General features: G+C 70.4%; 24 protein-coding genes and 1 tRNA gene. 2 read left to right on the top strand and 23 right to left on the bottom strand.

The features are described 5' to 3' along the window. Positions 1 to 332: 332 nt before the first annotated feature. Both ACFFIC_RS28635 and ACFFIC_RS30100 read left to right on the top strand, forming a co-directional pair. On the top strand, positions 333 to 872 hold the full coding sequence (locus tag ACFFIC_RS28635) for a hypothetical protein (RefSeq protein ID WP_377056894.1): 540 nt from the start codon (positions 333 to 335) through the stop codon (positions 870 to 872). After that, positions 869 to 1,183, top strand: a complete 315-nt coding sequence (locus ACFFIC_RS30100) for an HGGxSTG domain-containing protein (RefSeq protein ID WP_456306978.1) — start codon at positions 869 to 871, stop codon at positions 1,181 to 1,183. Before ACFFIC_RS28635 ends, ACFFIC_RS30100 begins: the two co-directional genes overlap by 4 nt. A 563-nt stretch (positions 1,184 to 1,746) precedes the next feature. Here the strand turns inward: ACFFIC_RS30100 and ACFFIC_RS28625 are convergent. The 23 genes from ACFFIC_RS28625 to ACFFIC_RS28515 all read right to left on the bottom strand — a co-directional run bounded on the left by ACFFIC_RS28625 (position 1,747) and on the right by ACFFIC_RS28515 (position 20,168). Continuing rightward, positions 1,747 to 1,823, bottom strand: a tRNA-Arg gene (locus ACFFIC_RS28625). Between the two features lie 86 nt (positions 1,824 to 1,909). Further along, entirely contained in the window at positions 1,910 to 3,019 is a 1,110-nt protein-coding gene (leuB, locus tag ACFFIC_RS28620; protein WP_377056890.1) for a 3-isopropylmalate dehydrogenase, read from the bottom strand. Positions 3,020 to 3,045: 26 nt separating this feature from the next. After that, the gene (gene leuD, locus ACFFIC_RS28615) at positions 3,046 to 3,657 is read right to left on the bottom strand and encodes a 3-isopropylmalate dehydratase small subunit (RefSeq protein WP_377056888.1); all 612 of its coding nucleotides are present in this window, start codon (positions 3,655 to 3,657) and stop codon (positions 3,046 to 3,048) included. Continuing rightward, positions 3,654 to 5,096 carry a 3-isopropylmalate dehydratase large subunit gene (gene leuC / locus ACFFIC_RS28610; RefSeq protein ID WP_377056886.1) on the bottom strand — a complete coding sequence of 481 codons (1,443 nt, stop codon included), beginning with the start codon at positions 5,094 to 5,096 and terminating at the stop codon, positions 3,654 to 3,656. The genes leuD and leuC overlap by 4 nt, the downstream gene beginning before the upstream one ends. A gap of 66 nt (positions 5,097 to 5,162) precedes the next feature. Further along, the gene (gene rplS, locus ACFFIC_RS28605) at positions 5,163 to 5,555 is read right to left on the bottom strand and encodes a 50S ribosomal protein L19 (RefSeq protein WP_377056884.1); all 393 of its coding nucleotides are present in this window, start codon (positions 5,553 to 5,555) and stop codon (positions 5,163 to 5,165) included. 26 nt (positions 5,556 to 5,581) lie between these two features. Further along, positions 5,582 to 6,322: a tRNA (guanosine(37)-N1)-methyltransferase TrmD gene (gene trmD, locus ACFFIC_RS28600; protein WP_377056882.1), complete on the bottom strand. Its 741-nt coding sequence runs from the start codon at positions 6,320 to 6,322 to the stop codon at positions 5,582 to 5,584. After that, entirely contained in the window at positions 6,319 to 6,918 is a 600-nt protein-coding gene (rimM, locus tag ACFFIC_RS28595) for a ribosome maturation factor RimM (RefSeq protein WP_377056880.1), read from the bottom strand. The genes trmD and rimM overlap by 4 nt, the downstream gene beginning before the upstream one ends. A gap of 19 nt (positions 6,919 to 6,937) precedes the next feature. Continuing rightward, positions 6,938 to 7,276: a 30S ribosomal protein S16 gene (gene rpsP, locus ACFFIC_RS28590; RefSeq protein ID WP_377056878.1), complete on the bottom strand. Its 339-nt coding sequence runs from the start codon at positions 7,274 to 7,276 to the stop codon at positions 6,938 to 6,940. 29 nt (positions 7,277 to 7,305) lie between these two features. Then, positions 7,306 to 8,688, bottom strand: a complete 1,383-nt coding sequence (gene ffh, locus ACFFIC_RS28585; RefSeq protein ID WP_377056876.1) for a signal recognition particle protein — start codon at positions 8,686 to 8,688, stop codon at positions 7,306 to 7,308. Between the two features lie 390 nt (positions 8,689 to 9,078). After that, the gene (locus ACFFIC_RS28580; protein ID WP_377056874.1) at positions 9,079 to 9,453 is read right to left on the bottom strand and encodes a hypothetical protein; all 375 of its coding nucleotides are present in this window, start codon (positions 9,451 to 9,453) and stop codon (positions 9,079 to 9,081) included. A 41-nt stretch (positions 9,454 to 9,494) separates the two neighbouring features. Next, positions 9,495 to 9,893, bottom strand: coding sequence for a RidA family protein (locus ACFFIC_RS28575; protein ID WP_377056872.1), 399 nt, complete (start codon positions 9,891 to 9,893; stop codon positions 9,495 to 9,497). Positions 9,894 to 9,897: 4 nt separating this feature from the next. Continuing rightward, entirely contained in the window at positions 9,898 to 10,953 is a 1,056-nt protein-coding gene (locus ACFFIC_RS28570) for a Rieske 2Fe-2S domain-containing protein (RefSeq protein WP_377056870.1), read from the bottom strand. 5 nt (positions 10,954 to 10,958) lie between these two features. Next, positions 10,959 to 11,201: a recombinase-like helix-turn-helix domain-containing protein gene (locus ACFFIC_RS28565; protein ID WP_377056868.1), complete on the bottom strand. Its 243-nt coding sequence runs from the start codon at positions 11,199 to 11,201 to the stop codon at positions 10,959 to 10,961. Continuing rightward, on the bottom strand, positions 11,198 to 11,512 hold the full coding sequence (locus ACFFIC_RS28560) for a hypothetical protein (RefSeq protein ID WP_377056866.1): 315 nt from the start codon (positions 11,510 to 11,512) through the stop codon (positions 11,198 to 11,200). The genes ACFFIC_RS28565 and ACFFIC_RS28560 overlap by 4 nt, the downstream gene beginning before the upstream one ends. A 23-nt stretch (positions 11,513 to 11,535) precedes the next feature. After that, complete coding sequence (locus ACFFIC_RS28555) at positions 11,536 to 12,498, bottom strand: PDR/VanB family oxidoreductase (protein WP_377056864.1); 963 nt, start codon at positions 12,496 to 12,498, stop codon at positions 11,536 to 11,538. 8 nt (positions 12,499 to 12,506) lie between these two features. Continuing rightward, the gene (locus tag ACFFIC_RS28550) at positions 12,507 to 14,195 is read right to left on the bottom strand and encodes a thiamine pyrophosphate-binding protein (RefSeq protein WP_377056862.1); all 1,689 of its coding nucleotides are present in this window, start codon (positions 14,193 to 14,195) and stop codon (positions 12,507 to 12,509) included. A gap of 11 nt (positions 14,196 to 14,206) precedes the next feature. Continuing rightward, positions 14,207 to 14,992 carry an SDR family oxidoreductase gene (locus tag ACFFIC_RS28545; RefSeq protein ID WP_377056860.1) on the bottom strand — a complete coding sequence of 262 codons (786 nt, stop codon included), beginning with the start codon at positions 14,990 to 14,992 and terminating at the stop codon, positions 14,207 to 14,209. Next, a complete protein-coding gene (locus ACFFIC_RS28540) occupies positions 14,989 to 15,924 on the bottom strand; it encodes a VOC family protein (protein ID WP_377056858.1) in 936 nt (311 codons plus the stop codon). Before ACFFIC_RS28540 ends, ACFFIC_RS28545 begins: the two co-directional genes overlap by 4 nt. Then, positions 15,921 to 16,769, bottom strand: a complete 849-nt coding sequence (locus tag ACFFIC_RS28535) for an IclR family transcriptional regulator (protein ID WP_377056856.1) — start codon at positions 16,767 to 16,769, stop codon at positions 15,921 to 15,923. Before ACFFIC_RS28535 ends, ACFFIC_RS28540 begins: the two co-directional genes overlap by 4 nt. Then, positions 16,762 to 17,553: an alpha/beta fold hydrolase gene (locus ACFFIC_RS28530; RefSeq protein ID WP_377056854.1), complete on the bottom strand. Its 792-nt coding sequence runs from the start codon at positions 17,551 to 17,553 to the stop codon at positions 16,762 to 16,764. The genes ACFFIC_RS28535 and ACFFIC_RS28530 overlap by 8 nt, the downstream gene beginning before the upstream one ends. Beyond that, positions 17,550 to 18,320 (bottom strand): SDR family oxidoreductase, encoded by a 771-nt coding sequence (locus ACFFIC_RS28525; protein ID WP_377056852.1) that lies wholly within the window; start codon positions 18,318 to 18,320, stop codon positions 17,550 to 17,552. The genes ACFFIC_RS28530 and ACFFIC_RS28525 overlap by 4 nt, the downstream gene beginning before the upstream one ends. Then, positions 18,317 to 19,198 carry an ABC transporter permease gene (locus tag ACFFIC_RS28520; RefSeq protein ID WP_377056850.1) on the bottom strand — a complete coding sequence of 294 codons (882 nt, stop codon included), beginning with the start codon at positions 19,196 to 19,198 and terminating at the stop codon, positions 18,317 to 18,319. The genes ACFFIC_RS28525 and ACFFIC_RS28520 overlap by 4 nt, the downstream gene beginning before the upstream one ends. Continuing rightward, positions 19,185 to 20,168 carry an ABC transporter substrate-binding protein gene (locus ACFFIC_RS28515; protein WP_377056848.1) on the bottom strand — a complete coding sequence of 328 codons (984 nt, stop codon included), beginning with the start codon at positions 20,166 to 20,168 and terminating at the stop codon, positions 19,185 to 19,187. The genes ACFFIC_RS28520 and ACFFIC_RS28515 overlap by 14 nt, the downstream gene beginning before the upstream one ends. Positions 20,169 to 20,181 lie beyond the last annotated feature (13 nt).

The following is a 20,181-nucleotide window of genomic DNA, read 5'->3' as shown; positions in this document are numbered from 1 at the left end:
GAGGTCGAGGCAATGGCGGAGCACTACGCCGCACCTTACGGCAGGCACGATCCCAGCAGCGAGAAAGAAGACTTCTCGCAAATAGATGCGTGGATACCTGGCCTCGCTGCGCCGTCTGGCTCGGACCTGCCGCAATCGGATCCGATGCTGCGCGGGCTGCTAGCGGCAGCGTTGAAGCGCCCCTCGGCATGGCCCGATCCGCTGGCGGTACCGCCCCGCGGGAGCCGGTGCAGCACGTGCGGTGGTCAACACTTCTGGGCCTATCCAAGGGGCTGGCGCTGCTCGACGTGCGGGCTAGTCCCAGTCGGCATCCCAACTAAGGAGGTTAGGACATGAGGAAGCGTGAGATGGCCAATTCAGCGCCTGCCAAGCCGCCGAAAACGGTGACCGTGGACATGAGCAGGAAACCCGATGCGCAGCTACGTGCCGTCGCTGGAGCAGAAAGCGACGTGCTGAATAATGCGATGCTGAACCGCGTAATGCGGACTGCATGGATTCCGGATCAGTGGAGCGTCGAGCAGAAGGCACAAGCGCAGGCGGCAGCAGTGCTTGCACTGGCTGCGTTCAAGGCAAAGGACGCCGTGGAGGGCATGCTGGCGGCCCAGGCAGTTGGTCTGCACAACGCTTCAATGGAGTGCATGAGACGCGCGATGATTCCCGACCAACCCTTCGAGGCTGCGACGAAGCTCCGAAAGGACGCTGCTAGTTTGTCACGCGCTATGACAGACATGCTGGACGCGCTGGACCGCAAGCGAGGCAAGGGTCCACAGGTGGTCCGCGTGGAGCGGGTGGTGGTTCAGGAAGGTGCGCAAGCCATTGTCGGCAACGTCACTGGACATGCCAGGCCGGGTTTGGAGGGGGATAGGTCGTGACCGAGAAAAGCGAGGAGAACCCCACGCGCCCCGGTCGACTGCGGAACGGCAACCGGACGGGAAACCCCAATGCTGCACCCCGGTGCGGGGCTCGGACCCGGGCTGGGCAGCCCTGCCAGGGACCGGCCATGGCAAATGCTCGGTGTCGGATGCACGGCGGCACCTCGACCGGCCCCCGGACAGCCGAGGGGCTGGCGCGAGTGCGGAAAGCGCGCACCCGGACCGGGCTGCACACCTTGGAAATGCGGAAGTTGCGCGCTGAGGTTGCCGAAATGAGGAGGTGGGCACGCGACGCTCGGGAGAGAACGTAGTCGAACTGGCAAAACGCCGCTTTCTGCACACCCGTCTGTCCGCGAAGTCGGCAACAGCCATTCACTTCGCTGGTGGTGCTCTGAGGGGGCTGTTCGGACCACGAGCTTTAGCCATGGTCGGCTTACCTCTTGGCTCTTGCCGCCCGATCATTGCCAGCTTCGCGCGGACCACTGCTTCATCTGGGTCGGTGCCAAGAGTGGTTCCAACGAAGCGGGTGCTCCGATCCATTTTAGGCTTCCAAACCATTAGTGGCCTCCTTGAGCGGTGGCTCTAAGTCGGGTCTGCCACTGACCATAGATGGCCAGGCTAAGACAGCAAATGCTCCCAATCGGCTAAGCTGCAAAACTGCTGTCACCGGGAGGCGTTCCCGGCCAACTACCTACAGCACCGTAGGAGCCAAACTTTAGCCTTCCCACCGCGCGTATACTGGTTCGAAAATGCCGCAACGAACCGCAGATCCCCGCTGCACTGAAAAACCGACATTGCGATGGAAGTGTCCGGGCAATGTCCGGGCAGCTAAACACCGCCACCACGCTGAAGCCGCCTAAGTCATTGAAATGGTTGGCGCGCCCGAAGAGATTCGAACTCCTGACCCCCAGATTCGTAGTCTGGTGCTCTATCCAGCTGAGCTACGGGCGCAAAACCAAGGCAGACAACCGGTTGAGCCGTAGTGGCTCGTCCTTGGCGCGGGGAATAGCCGCAAGGCGGATGCGGCGCAACCCCTTTCAGGCCGCCAATTTATCGAGTTCGCGCACCACCGCCTCGCCCATGATGGAGGTGCCCACGCGGGCGGCGCCGGGCACCATGATGTCGGCCGTGCGCAGGCCGCCGGCCAGCACCTTCTCCACCGCGTTCTCGATCAGGCGCGCGTCCTCGTCCATGCCGAAGGACCAGCGCAGCAGCATGGCGAAGGACAGGATCTGCGCGCAGGGATTGGCGATGCCCTTGCCGGCGATATCGGGGGCGGAGCCGTGGATGGGCTCGTAGAGGGCGTGGCGGCGCCCGCTGGCGTCGGCGGCGCCGAGGGTGGCGGAGGGCAGCATGCCGAGGCTTCCCGTGACGGCCGCGGCCAGGTCCGACAGGATGTCGCCGAAGAGGTTGCTGGCGAGGATCACGTCGAACTGCTTGGGGCGCGAGGCGAGCTGCATCGCGCAGTTGTCGGCATACATGTGCGACAGCTCGACCCCGGGGAACTCGGACGCGGTGCGCGTCACGATCTCGCGCCAGAAGCGGCCGGACTGCATCACGTTGGCCTTCTCGACGCTGGTGAGGCGGCCCGTGCGCTTGGCCGCCAGCTCGAAGGCGAGGCGCGCCACGCGCTCGATCTCCTCCTCGGTGTAGCTCTCGGTGTCGAAGCCGCGGCGCTTGCCGTTGGGCATGGTTTCGATGCCGCGGGGCTCGCCGAAGTAGATGCCGCCGGTGCTCTCGCGCACGATCATCAGGTCGAGGCCGTCCACGAGGTCGGCCTTGAGCGACGATGCCTGCGCGAGGGGCGACCAGACGATCGCCGGGCGCAAGTTGGCGAACAGGCCGAGGTCCTTGCGGAGGCGCAGGATGCCGAGCTCCGGGCGGCTCTCGAAGGGCAGGCTGTCCCATTTCGGGCCACCGACGGAGCCGAAGAGGATGGCGTCGGCGCGCTCGGCCTGCTGCATGGTGCGGTCCGGGCAGGGATGCCCGAGCGCGTCGATGGCGGCGCCGCCGACCAGGCCTTCCTCCATCTCGAAGGTCACGCTGCGGCGGCGGTCCATCCAGTCGATGACGCGGCGCACCTCGCGCACGACCTCGGGGCCGATGCCGTCGCCGGGCAGCACCAGCAGCTTCTTGTTCGCGGGCATGCTTGGGTCTTTCTGCGTGGCGCCGCTCAGCCGTAGAGCCAGGGCTGGGCGGCACGCTGCTTCTGTTCGAAGCCTTCGATAACGGAGGCGCGCTGCATGGTCTCGCCGATGTCGTCGAGGCCGTTGAGCAGGCGGTGCTTGCGGAGCGCGTCCACCTCGAAGGGGATTTCCTCCCCGTTCGGGCGCACCACGACCTGGCGGGCGAGGTCCACGGTGATGCGGGCGTTGGCGCCCAGGCGAGCATCCTCCATCAGCGCGTCGCAGATCTCGCGCGGCAGGCGGATGGGGAGGATGCCGTTCTTGAAAGAGTTGTTGAAGAAGATGTCGGCAAAGTCGGGCGCGATGACGCAGCGGATGCCGAAGTCGAGGAGGGCCCAGGGCGCGTGCTCACGCGAGGAGCCGCAGCCGAAGTTCTCGTGCGCCACGAGGATCTCGGCGGCGCGGTAGGGTTCCTGGTTGAGGACGAAGTCGGGCTTCTCGGTGCCGTCGTCGTTGAACCGCATGTCGGCGAAAGCGGCGCGGCCGAGGCCCTTGCGCTCGATGGTCTTGAGGAAGCGGGCCGGGATGATCTTGTCGGTGTCGACATTGGCCATCGGCAGGGGAGCCGCGATGCCCGTCAGCGTGGTGAAGGGGGTCATGCGGCAACCCCCTGCTCGCCCTGGGGCATCAGCTCGCGCACATCCGCCAGGCGGCCCGTCACGGCGGCGGCGGCGGCCATGGCGGGGGAAAGGAGGTGCGTGCGGCCGCCCTTGCCCTGACGGCCCTCGAAGTTGCGGTTGGAGGTGGAGGCGCAGCGCTGGCCGGGGGAGAGTCTGTCGGGGTTCATGCCCAGGCACATGGAGCAGCCCGCCTCGCGCCACTCGAAGCCCGCTTCCTTGAGGATGATGTCCAGGCCCTCGCGCTCGGCCTGCTCCTTCACGAGGCCGGAGCCGGGCACGACCATGGCGCGCACGCCCTCAGCCACGCGGCGGCCGCGGACGACCTCGGCGGCGGCGCGGATGTCCTCGATGCGGCCGTTGGTGCAGGAGCCGACGAAGACGGCGTCCACGCGAAGGTCCTCCAGCCGCTGGCCGGGGGTGAGGCCCATGTAGTCGACCATGCGGCGGAGCTGCATCCGGCGCGCCTCGTCGGTCACGGAGTCGGGATCGGGCACGGTGCCGGTGATGGGCAGTACATCCTCGGGCGAGGTGCCCCAGCTCACCATGGGCGCGATCTCGGAGGCGTCGAGCACCACTTCCCTGTCGAACACGGCGTCAGCGTCGGAGGGCAGCGTGCTCCACCAGGCGATGGCGCGCTCCAGCGCCTCGCCCTTGGGCGCCATGGGGCGCTCACGGACGTAGTCGAGGGTGGTCTGGTCGGGAGCGATCATGCCGGCCCGCGCCCCGGCCTCGATCGACATGTTGCAGACCGTCATGCGGCCGGCCATGTCGAGGGCCCGGATGGCCTCGCCCGCGAACTCGATGACATGGCCGGTGCCGCCGGCGGTGCCGATCTTGCCGATGATGGCCAGCACGATGTCCTTGGCCGTGCAGCCGAAGCCGAGCTTGCCGTTCACCGTGACCCGCATGTTCTTCGCGGGCTTCTGCAGCAGCGTCTGGGTGGCCAGCACGTGCTCCACCTCGGAGGTGCCGATGCCGAAGGCCAGCGCGCCCATGGCGCCGTGGGTGGAGGTGTGGCTGTCGCCGCAGACGATGGTCATCCCGGGCAGCGAGAGGCCCAGCTCCGGCCCGATGATGTGGACGATGCCCTGGCGCTTGTCGTTCAGCGGGATGTAGGTGACGCCGAACTCGGCGACGTTCTTTTCCAGCGTCGCGACCTGGAGCGCGCTCTCGGGCTCCTGGATGCCGGTGAAGCGGGTGCTGTCGGTCGGGACGTTGTGGTCGGTGACGGCGAAGGTGCCGTCGAGGCGGTGGACGCCGCGGCCGGCGTCGCGAAGGCCCTCGAAGGCCTGCGGGCTGGTGACCTCGTGGACGAGGTGGCGGTCGATGTAGAGGAGGGCGGTGCCGTCGGGGAGCGTCTCCACGACGTGGGCCTCCCAGATCTTGTCGAACAGGGTGCGTGGCTTCGTGGCCGGCATGGCTTTCTCCTCTTCAACCCGAACGGAAAGCGGCCCGCCCTATATGGGGCGGGCCGCGGTCCGTTTTTACGCCTGCTGCGCTTCCTCGGCGGCCTTGCGGGGCGCCGCGCGCTCCTGGATGCGGGCCGACTTACCGGTGCGGCCGCGCAGGTAGTAGAGCTTGGCGCGGCGGACCTTGCCGCGGCGGGTCACGATGATCTCGGCCACGTTGGGGGAGTAGAGCGGGAAGATGCGCTCCACGCCCTCGCCGTAGGAGAGCTTGCGCACGGTGAAGTTGCTGTTCAGACCGCGGTTGGAGCGGGCGATGCAGACGCCCTCATAGGCCTGGGTGCGGATGCGCTCGCCTTCCTGCACCTTGACCATCACGCGCAGCGAATCGCCGGCCTGGAACTCGGGCGTGCTGCGGGCGCTGGCGAGGCGCGTCATCTGGTCGTGCTCGAACTGCTGGAGCAGGTTCATCGTCGTGGTCCCTTTCGTTTGTGCGTTTAGGCGGGGCTTGCCGCCGGATGCAATGGCGCCCGGGGGGCCGGATCGCGCCGTTGTTTACTGGTCAGGAGGTCCGGACGCCGTTCGTGGGTCACGGCCTCCGACTGGGCGCGCCGCCAGCGGGCGACCTCCGCGTGGTGGCCCGAGAGCAGGACATCCGGCACGCGCAGGCCCTGCCATTCGGCGGGGCGGGTGTAGTGGGGGTATTCGAGCAGATTTTCGGAGAAGCTTTCCTCTTCCGCGCTTTCGGCCGCGCCCATCACGCCCGGCAGCAGGCGCACGCAGGCGTCGAGGAGAACCATCGCCGCGAGTTCGCCGCCCGAAAGGACGTAGTCGCCGATGGAAACCTCGATCATGCCGCGGGCTTCCACCACGCGCTGGTCCACGCCCTCGTAGCGGCCGCAGAGCAGCACCGCGCCAGGGCCCGATGCGAGGTCGCGCACCAGGGATTGCCGGAGCGGGGCGCCGCGGGGGGTGAGGAAGACCAGCGGGCGCGCGTCGCCCTCGGGGATGGCCGCGGCGCAGGCGGCGTCCACCACGTCCGGGCGCAGCACCATGCCGGCGCCGCCCCCGAAGGGCGTGTCGTCCACCCGGCGGTTGCGGTCGGTGGAGGCGTCGCGGATGTCGCGGGCCTCCAGCGACCACAGGCCGCGCTCCATCGCGCGCCCGGCGAGCGCGGTGCCGAGCGGGCCCGGGAACATGCCGGGGAAGAGGGTGAGGACGGTGGCCTGCCAGGTCATGCCGCGTCCCGTCCGCCGCTGCGGCGGCGCATGGAGGGGCGGCGCGGGCGCGGCGTGTCGCCGGGCTGCACCTCGCCGTCGCCCTCGCCGGGCCGGGGGGGCACGACCTGCTCCTCGGGCGGGGCGACGACGATGCGGCCGCCGGCCACGTCCACCACCGGCACGGCGGCGCGGGTGAAGGGAAGGAGCGTGTCCTTGCCGTTCGCGTCGCGCAGCGTGACGATGGTGCCGGCGCCGAAATCCTCGACGGCCGTGACGGTGCCGACGGTTTCGCCCGCTTCCGTCTCGGCACGGAGGCCGATGAGGTCGGAGAGGTAGAACTCGTCCTCCTCCGTCGCGGGGAGGGCCTCGCGCGCGACAAAGAGCCGGGTGCCCGTGAGCTTCGCGGCGGCGTCGCGGTCGGTGACGCCATCCACCTGCACGAGCCCCTCGGCCAGCCATTTCAGCACGAAGCGGCGCTCCCCGCTCTCATCCGAGAGCGGGCCGTAGCCGGCGATGGCCGCCGGCTCGGCGGTGTGGGAGCGGACATGGATCAGCCCCCTCACCCCGTGCGGGCGGCCGAACTCACCGACCAGGATGCGACGCGACGCGGACATGGCTTGGCGCTGGGGTCTCTCAGGCGGCGCTGGCGGCGGCCGCGGCGCGCTCCTGGGCACGCTTCTTGGGGGCGGACTGCTTGGGCTGCTCGGGGAACACCGGCATCGGGGCCAGGCCGGCCTTGCCCAGGAACTTCGCCACGCGGTCGGTCGCGATGGCGCCCTGGCTCAGCCAGTGCTTCAGGCGCTCGTCGAAAAGGCGCACGCGCTCGGCATGGTCGGACGGCAGCATGGGGTTGTAGGAGCCCAGGCGCTCGATGAAGCGGCCGTCGCGCGGGGAGCGGCTGTCGGCCACCACGATGTGGTAGTAGGGGCGCTTCTTGGCGCCGGCGCGGGCAAGGCGAATCTTGAGGCCCATGTCGTAGTCCTTCTCGCTATCTCTGGTGTTCAGAAAGGTCGCCGGTTTCCGGCGCCGGGCAGGAGGGCGCCGAGCCCACCCCGCATCAGCCCCTTCTGACCGAGCTTGTTCATCCGCTTCATCATGGCGGACATGTCGTCGAACTGCTTGAGCAGGCGGTTCACGTCCTGCACCGTCACCCCTGCCCCCGCGGCGATGCGCTTCTTGCGGGAGGCCTTGATGATGTCGGGGTTGCGCTTCTCCTTGGCGGTCATCGAGGAGATGATGGCGGCCTGGCGGCCGACCATCCTGTCGTCGATCTTCGCGTTCTGGATCTGCGACTTCATGGCGCCCAGGCCGGGCAGCATGCCGAGGATCCCCGAAAGGTTCCCCATCTTGCCGACCTGCTTGAGCTGGTTGGCGAAGTCCTCGAGGTTGAACTGGCCCTTCTGCATGCGGGCCGCGAGCTTCTCGGCCTCGTCGCGGTCGATGGTCTCCGCCGCGCGCTCGACCAGGGAGACGATGTCGCCCATGCCGAGGATGCGGGAAGCGATGCGGTCGGGGTGGAAGTCCTCCAGCGCGTCCAGCTTCTCGCCGGCGCCCAGCAGGCGGATGGGTGCGCCGGTGACGGCGCGCATGGAGAGCGCGGCACCGCCGCGGGCGTCGCCGTCCACGCGGGTCATGACGATGCCGTTGACGCCCACGCGGTCCTGGAAGTTCCGCGCGGTGTTCACCGCGTCCTGGCCGGTCATGGCATCGACGACGAGGAGCGTCTGATGCGGCTTCGTCGCGGCCTTGACCGCGGCGACCTCCTCCATCAGCGCGTCATCGATGGAGAGGCGGCCGGCGGTGTCGAGGATGACGACGTCAAAGAGCTCGCGCCGGGCCATGTCCATGGCGCGGGCGGCGATCTCCAGCGGGGACTGGCCGGGGACGATGGGCAGGCTCATCACGCCGGCCTGGGTGGCCAGCGTCTGGAGCTGGAGCTGGGCGGCGGGGCGGGCCACGTCCAGCGAGGCCAGCAGAACCTTCTTCTTGTCCCGCGTGCGCAGGCGCAGCGCGATCTTGCCCGAGGTGGTGGTCTTGCCCGAGCCCTGCAGGCCGACCATCAGGATCGGCAGGGGGGACGGGGCGTTGAGGTCAAGACCCGGAGCCTCGGCCCCCTCGCCGCCGCCGAGCGCTTCCACCAGCGCGTCGTTGACGATCTTGATGACCTGCTGCGCCGGGGAGACGCTGCGGATCACCTCCACGCCCACCGCGCGCTCGCGCACCTTCGCGATCAGGTCGCGCGCGACCGGGAGGGCGACGTCGGCCTCCAGCAGGGCGACGCGGACCTCGCGCAGGGCCTCGGTGACGTCGGCCTCGGACAGGGCGCCGCGGCGGCGGAGCTTGTCGAAGACGCCGTTCAGGCGGGTGGAGAGCGCCTCGAACATGCGGGCGGGGTCGATCCTTACTGGCTGGGGCCAGCCCATGACCGATCGCGCCGCTGCGCGAACACTCGCGGAGCGACGGAGCCGGCACCCTCTGGGGGCGGCCGACCGGCGGGCGGGACAGGTCCCGGGAGCGGGCGGATTAGCGGCGCGGGGGGGCGGCGTCAAGGAATTACGCGGGATGGGGCGGTGCTGGTGGCCCCGGGGAGAGGAAGAAGGAATTCTTCCCTCCCCCTGGACCCCCTCCATCATCTTCTTTTCTGAGTTGGGGATGCTTTGCGGCCGGGGCACCTTCAGGAAGGTTCCGCGACAGCCAGACTGGGATCCAAGGGCCTCAGGCCCTTGGCGGGAGAGGTGCCGGGGAGGGCGGAGCCCTCTCTGGCGGCGGCAGGGTCAGGCCCGCAGCAGGTCCGGCGGCTGGTCCTGGTCGGAGACGGCGTACTGGAAGAAGCCGGTGCGGCGGGCGTCGTAGAGGGTGACGGAGGCCCCTCCCCCGGCGTGGCCGGTGAAGCGTTCGCCGGAGGCGATGTCCTGGCCCTCGAAGGCGATGTCGCCGGTCAGGCGAAGGGCGATGGTGGTGCCGTCGAGGTCGATGCCCTCGGGGGTGGCCTGGGCACGGAGGCCGGTGGCGAGGTCGCGGAAGCCGTTGCCCTGCGGCTCGATGCGGAAGGTCTCGCCGGTGCCGAGGGCGTGGACGAGGACGGGGCAGCGGCCGGTGCGGCGGCGGTGGACCTCGACGGCCACGATGCGGCGGAGGTCGGCGTCCATGCCGGGGTCCCTTCGCGGGGAGGCGGGGGCAAGGCCGTCCATCAGGCGCCGGCGCCGAGGATGGCGACCGCGTCCACCTCGATGAGAAGGTCGGGGGCGGCCAGGGCGGAGATGCCGACGAGGGTGGAGCAGGGCATGGGGTCGGAGAAGAACTCGCGCCGGACGGGGCCTATGGCGGGGCGGTCCTCGATACGGGTCAGGTAGATGGTGAGCTTGGCGATGTCGGCGGCGGTGCCGCCGGCGGCCTCCACGAGGGCGATCACGCGGCGGAAGCTGTGGCGGGCCTGGTCGGCCACGCTGCCGTCGCCCAGCACGCCGCCGCCGGGGACACCCGCGTGCTGGCCGGAGATGTGGACTGTGTTCCCGCTGACGAGGCACTGGGAGAAGATCTCCCCCGGGGGTTCCGGCACCTCGGGGGACGTGACCTTGCGGTAGGCCATGCGGCTACGCCTTGCCGGCGGCGCGCAGTTCGGTGAGCTGCTTGCGCGCGACCTGGGCGAGGTGGCGGCGCAGGCGGATGAGGCCGGCGTCGTGCTGGTAGAGCATCTCGAACTTCTCGAGGCCGGGGCGCTGGCCGGCGAGGATCTCGCGGTCCTGTTCGAGGACGTGCCAGTGACGGGGTTCCATGCGGGTGCGGTAGAGGAAGCGCCAGACGTCGCGCTGCCAGCCCTGGACCTTGCGGACGCGCCAGAAGAAGCAGGCGGTCCAGTTCTCGTCGATGGGGCAGCCGAAGGAGATGATGCCGAAGTTGCCGCCCGGGCCGCCGGAGGGCGGATAGGGGATTTCGAGGCGGACGTAGAGGGCGTTGTCGTCCACCAGCTCGGACCAGTCGAAGTTGACGTCGCGCTGGCCCTCCTTCTCGAAGAAGAAGCCTTTCTCGGTGTCGCGGGTGACGAAGTGGGCCTGGGTGTCGCCCTGGTACATCGTGTGGGAATTGGCGTGCAGGAAGGTCCCGTGCATCGGGTCCATGTTGTTGTCGTAGAGGTAGCGCCAGAACATCTCCCAGTCGGCGTAGCAGAGGATGGCCTTGTACTCGCCGCCCGCGAGTTGGGGCGGCGGGGTGAAGGGCTCGGGCTCCTCGTGCAGGGCGTCGCCGAACCAGACGAAGACGGCGCCGGCGATCTCCTGGGAGGGGTAGGTCTTGACGGCCTTCTTGCCCTCCAGCGGGCAGCCGGGCTGGCCGGGGACGGAAAGGACCGTGCCGTCCGTGCCGATCTCGACGCCGTGGTAGTTGCAGCGGAGGCGGTCGCCCTCGTTCAATCCGCGCGAGAGGGGCACGGCGCGGTGCGGGCAGCGGTCGGCCTGGACGCGGACGGTGCCGGCGTGGTCGCGCCAGAGGACGATCTTCTCGCCGAGGCGGGTGAGGCCGACGGGCTTGCCGTTGGTCTGGACGAAGCGGGAGGGCAGGACGGGCCACCAGCGGTTGCGGAGGCCGGTGGAGAGATAGTCGCGGATCTCGGCCTCGGTGATCGCGGCCGGGCGGGTGAGGGTCGCGCTCATCGGTGTCAGGCTCCCAGCTCGTGGATGAGGGCGGTGAAGCCCTCGGCGGTCCAGGCGCCGCCGGTCGGCGGGCGGACGCGGGACCGGTTGAGGGCGGCGACGAGGTCTTCGAGTTCGTAGTTGCCCTTGGCGAAGGCGGCCTCGATCGTGTCGGCGAGGTCGGATTCCCAGTCGGTGACGGGGCGCGTGAGGGTCTGTCGCGCTTCGAGATAGGGGAACTGGTAGGTGTTGCTGACCGTCTGGCTCACGGGGCCTTCTCCTCTCGCTTGGCTTTCCACTCGCGCGTGAGGCGCTCGCGCACCGGCACGAAGTCGTAGGTGGGGAAGAACTCGGTGGAGAATACGCCCCAGGCGGAGCGCTCGATCTCGATGTTGACGCGGTTCAGCAGGGCGGGCGGCAGGCGGAGCGTCACGATCTGGCCGAGGCCCATGGCGACGGTCCAGGAGACGATCTCGCAGCCCTCGGGCGGGAAGCGGTCCCACCAGGCGCGCTCGGCGAGCGTGCCCTGGATCCGGTCGATGTTCTGGGACTGGTCGTGCTTGAGGAAGATCGTGAGCATGATCTTCGGTTCGTCGGCTGTGGTCACAGGTCGAGCACCAGGCGGGGGGATTTGGCGCGGGAGACACAGCACATCATCGTGGAGTTCGAGGCGCGCTCGGCGGCGGAGAGGATGCTGTCGCGGTGGTCCACCTCGCCTTCCAGCACCGCGACCTCGCAGGTGCCGCAGATGCCCTGCTCGCAGGAGCAGGGAACGTCGAGGCCGGCGTCGTTCAGGACCTGGAGGATGGAGCGGCCGGACGGCACGGTGAGGGTAAGGCCGCGCTGGGCACATTCGACCTCGAAGGTGTCGGCCGTCTCGCCTTCGGGGCGGGCGCGGGCGGTGAACCACTCGAAGCGGACGCTGCCCTGGGGCCAGCACGCCGTGGCCTGCTCGACGGCGAGCATCAGGGCCTCGGGGCCGCAGCAGTAGAGGAGGGTGTCGGGGCGGGCGTCGCGGAGGTGGGCGGCGACGTCGAGGCGGGTGCCCTCGGTGCTGGCGTGAACGGAGACCTCACCGCCGAGGGCGCGGGCCTCGCGCAGGAAGGGGGCATCGGCGGTGCGGGGGGCGCAGAGGAGGAGGGACCAGGAGGTGCCCGCGGCGCTGGCCGCGCGCATCATCGGCAGGAGGGGCGTGATGCCGATGCCGCCGGCGACGAAAAGGTAGTTCGAAGCGGGCTCGAAGGCGAAGTTGTTGCGGGGGACGCCGAGGGTGACGGTGACGCCGGGGCGCAGCTCGCCGCGGTGGATGAAGCGGGAGGCGCGGCCGCCCTTCACGTCGCGGACGGCGATGCGGTAGTGGCCGCGCGCCGCTGGATCGCCGCAGAGGGAGTACTGGCGGATCGTGCCGTCGGGCAGGTGCAGGTCGATGTGGGAGCCGGGCTCGAAAGGCGGCAGCTCGCGACCGTCCTCCGCCTCGAAGTCCAGCGAGAGGACGCCGGGGGCCTCGTAGGTCATGCGGCGAAGAAGGGCGGGGAAGGTCGTCACCGTCGCCCTGGGCTCGGACATCGCGTTCATCAGCGCACGCTGCCGGCGGCACCGGCGGGGGGGCCGGCGAAGCTCTCGGCGAAGGGGCCGATGCTCGTCATGTCCACCTCCAGCACGCAGGGCCCGGTGGTGGCGAGGGCGCGGTCGAGCGCGGCGTCGAAGGCCTCGATGGACGAGACCTTCTCGTGCGGCAGGCGAATGGAGGCGCAGAGGAGCGAGAAGTCCGGCGTCAGCAGGTCGGCGTAGTGGCGGCGGCCGTCGTATTGCGCGTCCTGGATGTTGCGGATGACGCCGTAGCCGCCGTCGTTCATGAGGATGACGACCATGTTGGCCTCCACCTCGGCGGCTGTCGCGAGCTCGCCGATCATCAGCATGGCGCCGCCGTCGCCGACGAGGGCGACGGTTTTGGCGGGCTCGCCGGCGAGGGCGGCGCCGATCGCCATGGCGATGCCCTGGCCGATGCCGCCGCCGAGCGCGTGGACGCCGAGATGCGGGGCGGCGACCTGGACGTAGCGGTTGCCGAAGGTGGAGTTGGAGAGGGTGACGTCGCGCACGAAGGGGTGGCGGCCGGCGGGAACGCGGGTGAGGAGGGCGTCGGCGACGACCTGGTAGGGGCCGAGGGCGCCGCGCAGCACGCCTTCGGAGGCGGCACGGGCGATGGAGATGTCGTGGAGGAAGTTGGCGTCGGTCGCGAGCTGCGCGGGAAGGCGGGCGAGGAGTCCTTCGAGGACGAGGCGGGCGTCGCCGGGGATGAACATGTCCACGGGGTAGTTGCGGCCGGCCTGGGTGGGGTCGGCGTCCACCTGCACGAGCGGGTGCGGCAGGGGCATGGCGTTGTTGCGGGTTTCGTTGCCGCGGAAGCGGGTTCCGGCGGCGATCATCAGGTCGGCCCGGTCGTAGAGGGACTGTGCCTGGGGGGTCATGTTGAAGGCGCCGAGGGAGCGCGGGTGGTCCTCCGGCACGGTGGCGCGGCCCTGGGTGCTGGTGACGGCGGCGAAGCCGCGGTTGACGAGTTCCGTGGCGGCCACCGACGCGTGGCGGGCGCCGCCGCCGAGCCAGAGCATGGGGCGCTCGGCGCGGAGGACGAGCTCGGCGAGGGCGTCGAGCTGGGCGGGGTCGGGTTGGGCGGGGGCGATGTGGAGGCTGGCGGGGAGCGCGCGGCCGGGAACCTTCACGCGCTGCACGTCCACGGGGATTTCGAGCGTGACGGGGCCGGAGGGGGCGGTGAGCGCGGCGCGGGCGGCGGCGAGGAGCGTGTCCATGGCGCCCGAGGGTTCCCAGGCGCGGAGATAGGCCTTGCTGATGGCGCGCAGCATGTCGGGCTGGCGCGGCACGTCGTGGATGGCGGCGCGGTCGCGGTCCATGAAGGCGCGGTCCACCGTGGCGGTGATGTGCAGCACGGGGGAGCCGGCGGTCAGCGCCTCGACCTGCGATCCGGCGGCGTTGCCGGCGCCGGTGCCGGTGGAGGTGACGACGACGCCTAAGCGACGCGAGACGCGCGCGTGGGCGTCGGCCATGTTCATCGCCCCGGCCTCGCCGCGGGCGGGGACGAAGCGGATGCGGCCCTGGCGCGCGATGGCGTCGAGGATGGGCATGTTGTGGATGGAGATGACGCCGAAGACGGTGGTGACGCCGATGTCGGCGAGCGCGCGGGCGATGAGGTCGCCCACGGGTTCCTCGGTGGCGATGCGGGCGGCGGCTTGGGTGAGGTTGTCCATGACCGGGTCCGTCAGATGTGCCGCGACACGCCGCCGGACACTTCCAGGCTGGCGCCGGTGACGTAGCTCGCCGCCGGCGAGCCGAGGAAGAGGATGGCGCGGGCGGGCTCCTCGGGGCGCCCGAGACGGCCGAGCGGGATGCCCTTCCTGCGGGCGAGGTCGCCGTACCATTCGTCCCGCGTCCGCGCCTTGTCCTCGCGGGCGGCGAAGCGGCGCTGCCATTGGCCGGAGTCCACGAGGCCGAGGAGGATGGAGTTCACGCGGATATGCGGGGCGAACTCGGTCGCGAGGGATTTCAGCAGGCTCTGCACGCCGGCCCGCGCCGCGGAGGTGCAGACCATGTGAGGTTCGGGCTGGATCGCGAGAAGGGAGTTCACGCCGACGATGGCCGGTGCCTCGGCGCGGTCCAGCAGGGGGCGGAAGGCACGCAGCGGGGTGATCTGGGAGAAGAACTTCAGTTCGAGTTCCTCGTGCCAGGCGTCGTCGGTGGTTTCGGCGAAGGTGGAGACGCGGCCCTGGCCGGCGTTGTTCACCAGCAGGTCGAGCGCGCCGCCGCCCCATTCCGCGACGGCCCGCGCGAAGGCGGCGACCTGCTCGCGGTTCAGCACGTCGCAGGGCCGGGCGAGGAGGTTGTCGCCACCACCGAGGGTGTTGCGCGCGGCATCGAGCCGGCCGATGTCGCGGCCGCAGATGGCGACGCGGGCGCCTTCCTCAAGCAGCAGGCGCGCGGTTTCGAGGCCGATGCCGGAGGTGCCGCCGGTCACGACGGCGGTGCGGCCCGCGTAGCCGAGGTTCATGGTGCCTGCCAGCCGGCGTCGGGGCGGCCGGCCATGACGGTGCGCATGGCCGGCGTCGGCGGGCCGGCGGTCATCCAGGTGTCCATCTTCTCCGGCACGTCGCGCGGCCAGACCTCGGGCGCATGGGTGGCTTCCTCCACCTTGTGGACCTCGGAGGTGAACTCGATGACGAAGCCGGAAGGGGAGACGAAATAGGCGAAGGGGTTGTTGCCCGGACCGTGGCGGCCGGGGCCCCAGGAAGGCGCCTGTCCCGCCTGCTTCATCCGGCCGATGCCGCGCATGAAGCTGTCGATCGAGGGCATCTCGAAGGCCACGTGGTTGGCGGATGGGTACTGCGCGCGGTTGAGGGCGATGCAGTGGTGGTCGCTATAGGCCTCGTCGGTCGCGCAGCGGAGAAAGACCATCATGTCCGCGGAGTAGTCCGTGACGCGGAAGTTCAGGTGCTCCTGGTACCAGGCGGAGGTCGCCTCCATCGCGGGGGTGTTGAGGACGACGTGGGAGACCTTGCGCGGCAGCGCGCGCTCGTCGCCGGTGTCGGCGTGGCGGGCGACGTCGGCGGAGAAGCGGAGGCGCCGGCCCTCGGGGTCGAGCGCGGTGAAGCCGTAGCCGCCGCCGGGGGTGGAGAGTTCGGCGGGGGCGGTGACGGGGATGGATGCGGCCTGAAGCTGAGCGTGGAGGGCATCCAGGCGGGAGCGGGTGTTCATGCCGAAATGGACGTAGTCGATGCCGAAGTCCCGGTCCTCGCGCATGGCGTAGACCCAGTGCTCGGAACCGGTGCCGCGAAGGTAGAAGGTGCCGTCATTCCCCTCGGCGACCGTGCGCAGGCCCCAGTTCTTCTCGTAGAAGCCGCGCGTGGCCGTGACCCCGGGCGCGCGCATGGCGATGCCGCGCATGAAGTCGGGACCGATCTTCGTGTCGATGCTTTGGGTCATGCGACCACCTCCAGTCTCGTCTGGTTCCGGGGATGCGCCGGGCCGGCCCAGCCGAGGCGGCGCGAGATTTCCTCGGCGGTGCCGGCAACGGCGCGGCCGATGCGCTCGCGCCGGGCAGGACCGTCGAAGGAGGCCGTCTGGCCGCTGACGTTGACGGCCGCGACGGGCGCGCCGGATGCGTCGAAGATCGCGGCGGCGACGGAGGAGATGCCCGCCTCGAAGAAGCCATCGCTCCAGGCAAGGCCGGCGGCCTTGTCCCCGGCGAGGCGGTCGTGGAGTTGCTCCATCGTCACTGGCGTGTGGGGCGTGCTCGGTTGCAGCGGGGTGCCGGCAAAAAGCTTCTCCACTGCCTCCCCCGGCATATGGGCGAGGATGATGCGGCCCATGACGGCGGCGTGGGCCGGCAGCCGGCTGCCGACGCGGATGTTGCTGACGTAGCGGCCCTGCTCGGGCGTCCGGCGCAGCACGTAGACCACGTCCAGGGCGTCGAGCACGCCGAGATGGGCGGAGAGATGGGTGGTGTCGGCCAGGCGCGCGATGCAGGGGCCCGCGGTCTGCACGAGGTCCTGCGAGAAGAAGGCCTGTGCCGCCAGGCCGATGAGGCCGAGGCCGATGCGCCAGCCGGCGTTCGGGCCTCCCGCCTGGCCGATCGGCTCGATGAAGCGCTCGGCCTCGAGCGTGGTGAGGAGGCGCAGGAGTGTGGTGCGGTTGATGCCGAGCGCGCGGGCGGTGGCGGCCATGTTGGTGACCGTATCGCCCTCGGCGATGTGGCGCAGCAGGCGCGCGGCGCGCTGAACGGGCGGGGAGAGATAGGCGGAGTCCTCCGCCTCCGGTGTGTCAGGCAAGGAGGGTCTCCGCGAGAAGGGCCGCGAGTTCGCGGGGAAATTCCTGCGGCATCGCGTGACCGGCCGCGGGGAGTTCGGCGAGGCGGATGGGATTGGGGAGCGCCGCGTGGAGGCGGCGGGCGTTGTCGGGCGGGGTGACCACGTCCTCGATGCCGGTGGCGACGAGGGTGGGCATGGCGAGGCCGGGCGCGTCGGCAAGGAGATCCCCGGCGCCCAGCGCCCGGACCGCCTGGGCATAGCCGGCGGGGTTCACCGCGGCCATGGAGCGGCGGACGCCTTCCAGGACCTTCGGGCGTTTCTCGGGGTCGTGCACCAGGCGCGAGGCGCGGCGCGCGGCGAAGTCCTGCGGGCCGAGAGCGGCGAGGTCGTCGATGCGGGCCTGGACGCCGGGGGGGAGCGGCCCGGCCGTCACGCCGTAGCCGAGCGCGGGCGAGAGGAGCGCCAGGCGCTCCACACGGCCGGGGTGGAGGGCAGCGAAGCGGCCTGCGAGGAGCGACCCGAGCGAGTGGCCCATCAGGCGGATCCGGGCATGGCCGAGGGCGTCGAGCACGCGGAGCAAGGCGGCGGCGTAGTCGCTCGGCGTCGGGGCTTCCGGCGCCACGGGTGCGGAGGCGCCGTAGCCGGGCGCGTCCCAGGCGATGACCTCCAGGCCGGGCGGGAGGGCGGCCATGAGCGGCGACCAGCTTTCGGCATTGCTGCCGATGCCATGGAGGAGGACGAGGGGCACGCCCGCACCGGCGTTGCGGCGGAGCGTGATGCCGGAGACGGTCTGGGTGGTGGTCATGTGAAGACGAAGCCCGCATCCACCGGAATGGTCTGGCCGGTGACGGCCAGGGCGCCGGGGGTGAGAAGAAAGACGACGGTGCCGGTGATGTCGTCCGGCACCTGCGGGCCCGGGACGGCGCGGCCCCGCTCGTAGAGGGCGTGACGCTCGGCGGGAACGTATTCGGTGGCCTCGCAGCGCATGATGCCGGGGGCGATGCAGGCGATGCCGATGCCGCGGGGGCCAAGCTCGCGGGCGAGCGAGCGTGTCATGGAGATCACCGCGCCCTTGCTGGCCGTGTAGGCGAGCAGCCGCGGCGCGCCCCAGAGGGCCGTGTCCGAGGCGAGGTTGACGATGCGGCCACCGTCGCTGCCGGCCTGCATCAGGGGCACCATGGCGCGTGTGACGAGCCAGGTGCCGCGGACGTTGACACGCATCACGCGGTCCCACGTGTCGATCTCGATCGCGTCGAATTCGGGGCCGCCGATGCCCGTCGCGATGGCGGCGTTGTTCACCAGACCGTGGATGGTGCCCTCGTGGGCCCCGACGTCGTCCGCGAAGGCCTCGATCGCCGCGGGGTCGCCGAGGTCCAGCGGGACGGCGCGGAGCTGGTGCCCCTGGGCGGCCATCGCGGCCGCCGTTTCCGCGAGCCGATCGGCGAGGATATCCGCGAGGACGAGGCGTGCGCCTGCCCTGGCGCAGGCGAGGGCGATGGCATGGCCGACGCCCCGGGCTGCGCCGGTGACGACGATCGTGCGGCCTGCGAGAAGCTGCGGAGCGCCGCTCATGGGGAAATGCGCGGGACGTAGTGGAGGATGCGGGCCTCCGCGGCGGCGACGATCCAGTAAAGGGCGATGCCGATGACGGTGAGCAGCACGATGGCGTTGAAGACCATCGAGGTGTTCGCCTGCCCCTCGCCATAGGTGATGAGGTAGCCAAGGCCGACGCCGCCGCCGACGAGCTCGCCGACGGTCACGCCGATGACGGCGAGCGTGGCGCCGATGCGCAGCCCCGCGAGGAGGTTCGGCATGGAGGCGGGGAAATAGACCTTCCAGAAGATCTGCGCACGGCTCATGGAATAGGCGCGGGCGAGGTTCACGAGGTCGCGGTCGGTGGTCTTCATGGACTGCAGCACGTTCACCAGGATCGGGAAGAAGACGACCAGCACCGTGACGACGAGCTTCGGCCATGCGTTGTAGCCGAACCACATGATGAAAAGCGGCGCGAAGGCGACCTTGGGCGCGATCTGCAGCGCGAGGATGTAGGGGGAGAGCACGCGTTCCCAGAGGCGCGACAGGCCGAGGCCGTAACCGCAGCCGGCGCCGAGCAGGCCACCGGCCACGAAGCCCAGCGTGGCCATGGTGGCGGTGGAGAGGATGTGGGTCGGGAGTTCTTCCTGGCGCCACATGCGCGACATCTCGGCGGCCATGTCGGTCACGGTCGGGATGATGTATTTCGGCACGCCGAGCGCGGGGGGAAGGTACTGCCAGGCGAGCAGCGTCACCACCGCGACGAGGAGTGTCATCGCGGGAAGGGCGAGCGGGTGGGCAAGGGACAGGCGCGGCGCCTCCGTGCCCGGGGGAGCGACGACCGGTGCGGTGGCCGGGGCGATCGCCGGAGCGCCGGCGGGCATGCGGCCCGGTGGCACGGCGTCAGACGAACTCATTGCTGTACAGGTCCTGGACGGGCACCGCCTCCTGGATCACGCCATTGTCCATGTAGGACTTCTGGATGAGCGCGAGGCGCTGCGGGTCGAACTTGCCGAGGTCGGTGCCCGGCCGCGGCGGGTAGACCTGGGTGACGTAGCGGCGGAGGATGCGCTCGATCTCCACCTCCTTGCCGGCCTGCTGGGGAACGGCGCGGCAGAAGTCTCGCGCGGCGGAGGCTGGGTCGTCCATGCAGGCCTTCACGCCGCGCATGATGCCGCGCACCACGCCGCGCACGGCCGCCGGACGGTCATGCACCATGCGGTCGGAGGTGAGGATGGCCTGGGCCATGGAGGGGAAGACCTGGGCCAGCTCGTGATAGTCGATGGCGGTGCCGGCGGTTTCGATGTTGTCGGCCCAGTCGGGCGTGGCGGTGATGCCGTCCAGGCTGCCGGAGACCATGAGCTGCACCATGCCGGCGGGGCCGACGGCCTGGATCTGCACCTCGTTCTTCGCGATCCCGCTGCCCGCCAGCGCGCCGAGGAGCGCGTAGTAGCCGGTGTCCTGAAAGGCGATGACGCCGATCTTCTTGCCGCGGAGGTCGGCGAGCGACCTGATGTTGCGGTCGCGCCGGGTTGCGACCTGGTAGAGGGAACCGCCGCCGAGCAGGGCCACGGCGCGGACGGGCAGGCCATTGGCCCGGACGATCATGGAGGTGTCGCCGCTGCCGCCGCCGATCTCGGCATTGCCCAGCGCGACCTGCTTCGCGACGTCGGCGCCGCCGCGGCCGAGCTGAAAGGCGACCTCGACGCCCTCGTCGCGAAAGTAACCGCGCTGCTGGGCGAGATGGTGGGGAACGAAGGCGGGGAGAAAGGAAGGGGCGGGAAAGAGGTAGGTGACCTTTTCCGCGGCGGCCGCCGGGCGGATCAGCGTGGCGGCGGACAGGCCCAGGGCGGCCGCCCCGATCGCGCGTCTCGTCAATGCGGGCATGGCCCTGTTCCCC

The sequence above is a fragment of the Muricoccus vinaceus genome (assembly GCF_042433125.1).
Classification (GTDB): domain Bacteria; phylum Pseudomonadota; class Alphaproteobacteria; order Acetobacterales; family Acetobacteraceae; genus Roseomonas; species Roseomonas vinacea.
This window is presented reverse-complemented; position numbering and strand designations above follow the sequence as displayed.

Coding starts and splice junctions, on each gene's coding strand:
- ACFFIC_RS28635 (WP_377056894.1), top strand. CDS start 333: ATGAGGAAGCGTGAGATGGCCAATTCAGCGCCTGCCAAGCCGCCGAAA.
- leuB (WP_377056890.1), bottom strand. CDS start 3,019: ATGCCCGCGAACAAGAAGCTGCTGGTGCTGCCCGGCGACGGCATCGGC.
- leuD (WP_377056888.1), bottom strand. CDS start 3,657: ATGACCCCCTTCACCACGCTGACGGGCATCGCGGCTCCCCTGCCGATG.
- leuC (WP_377056886.1), bottom strand. CDS start 5,096: ATGCCGGCCACGAAGCCACGCACCCTGTTCGACAAGATCTGGGAGGCC.
- rplS (WP_377056884.1), bottom strand. CDS start 5,555: ATGAACCTGCTCCAGCAGTTCGAGCACGACCAGATGACGCGCCTCGCC.
- trmD (WP_377056882.1), bottom strand. CDS start 6,322: ATGACCTGGCAGGCCACCGTCCTCACCCTCTTCCCCGGCATGTTCCCG.
- rimM (WP_377056880.1), bottom strand. CDS start 6,918: ATGTCCGCGTCGCGTCGCATCCTGGTCGGTGAGTTCGGCCGCCCGCAC.
- rpsP (WP_377056878.1), bottom strand. CDS start 7,276: ATGGGCCTCAAGATTCGCCTTGCCCGCGCCGGCGCCAAGAAGCGCCCC.
- ffh (WP_377056876.1), bottom strand. CDS start 8,688: ATGTTCGAGGCGCTCTCCACCCGCCTGAACGGCGTCTTCGACAAGCTC.
- ACFFIC_RS28580 (WP_377056874.1), bottom strand. CDS start 9,453: ATGGACGCCGACCTCCGCCGCATCGTGGCCGTCGAGGTCCACCGCCGC.
- ACFFIC_RS28575 (WP_377056872.1), bottom strand. CDS start 9,893: ATGGCCTACCGCAAGGTCACGTCCCCCGAGGTGCCGGAACCCCCGGGG.
- ACFFIC_RS28570 (WP_377056870.1), bottom strand. CDS start 10,953: ATGAGCGCGACCCTCACCCGCCCGGCCGCGATCACCGAGGCCGAGATC.
- ACFFIC_RS28560 (WP_377056866.1), bottom strand. CDS start 11,512: ATGCTCACGATCTTCCTCAAGCACGACCAGTCCCAGAACATCGACCGG.
- ACFFIC_RS28555 (WP_377056864.1), bottom strand. CDS start 12,498: ATGTCCGAGCCCAGGGCGACGGTGACGACCTTCCCCGCCCTTCTTCGC.
- ACFFIC_RS28550 (WP_377056862.1), bottom strand. CDS start 14,195: ATGGACAACCTCACCCAAGCCGCCGCCCGCATCGCCACCGAGGAACCC.
- ACFFIC_RS28545 (WP_377056860.1), bottom strand. CDS start 14,992: ATGAACCTCGGCTACGCGGGCCGCACCGCCGTCGTGACCGGCGGCACC.
- ACFFIC_RS28540 (WP_377056858.1), bottom strand. CDS start 15,924: ATGACCCAAAGCATCGACACGAAGATCGGTCCCGACTTCATGCGCGGC.
- ACFFIC_RS28530 (WP_377056854.1), bottom strand. CDS start 17,553: ATGACCACCACCCAGACCGTCTCCGGCATCACGCTCCGCCGCAACGCC.
- ACFFIC_RS28525 (WP_377056852.1), bottom strand. CDS start 18,320: ATGAGCGGCGCTCCGCAGCTTCTCGCAGGCCGCACGATCGTCGTCACC.
- ACFFIC_RS28520 (WP_377056850.1), bottom strand. CDS start 19,198: ATGAGTTCGTCTGACGCCGTGCCACCGGGCCGCATGCCCGCCGGCGCT.
- ACFFIC_RS28515 (WP_377056848.1), bottom strand. CDS start 20,168: ATGCCCGCATTGACGAGACGCGCGATCGGGGCGGCCGCCCTGGGCCTG.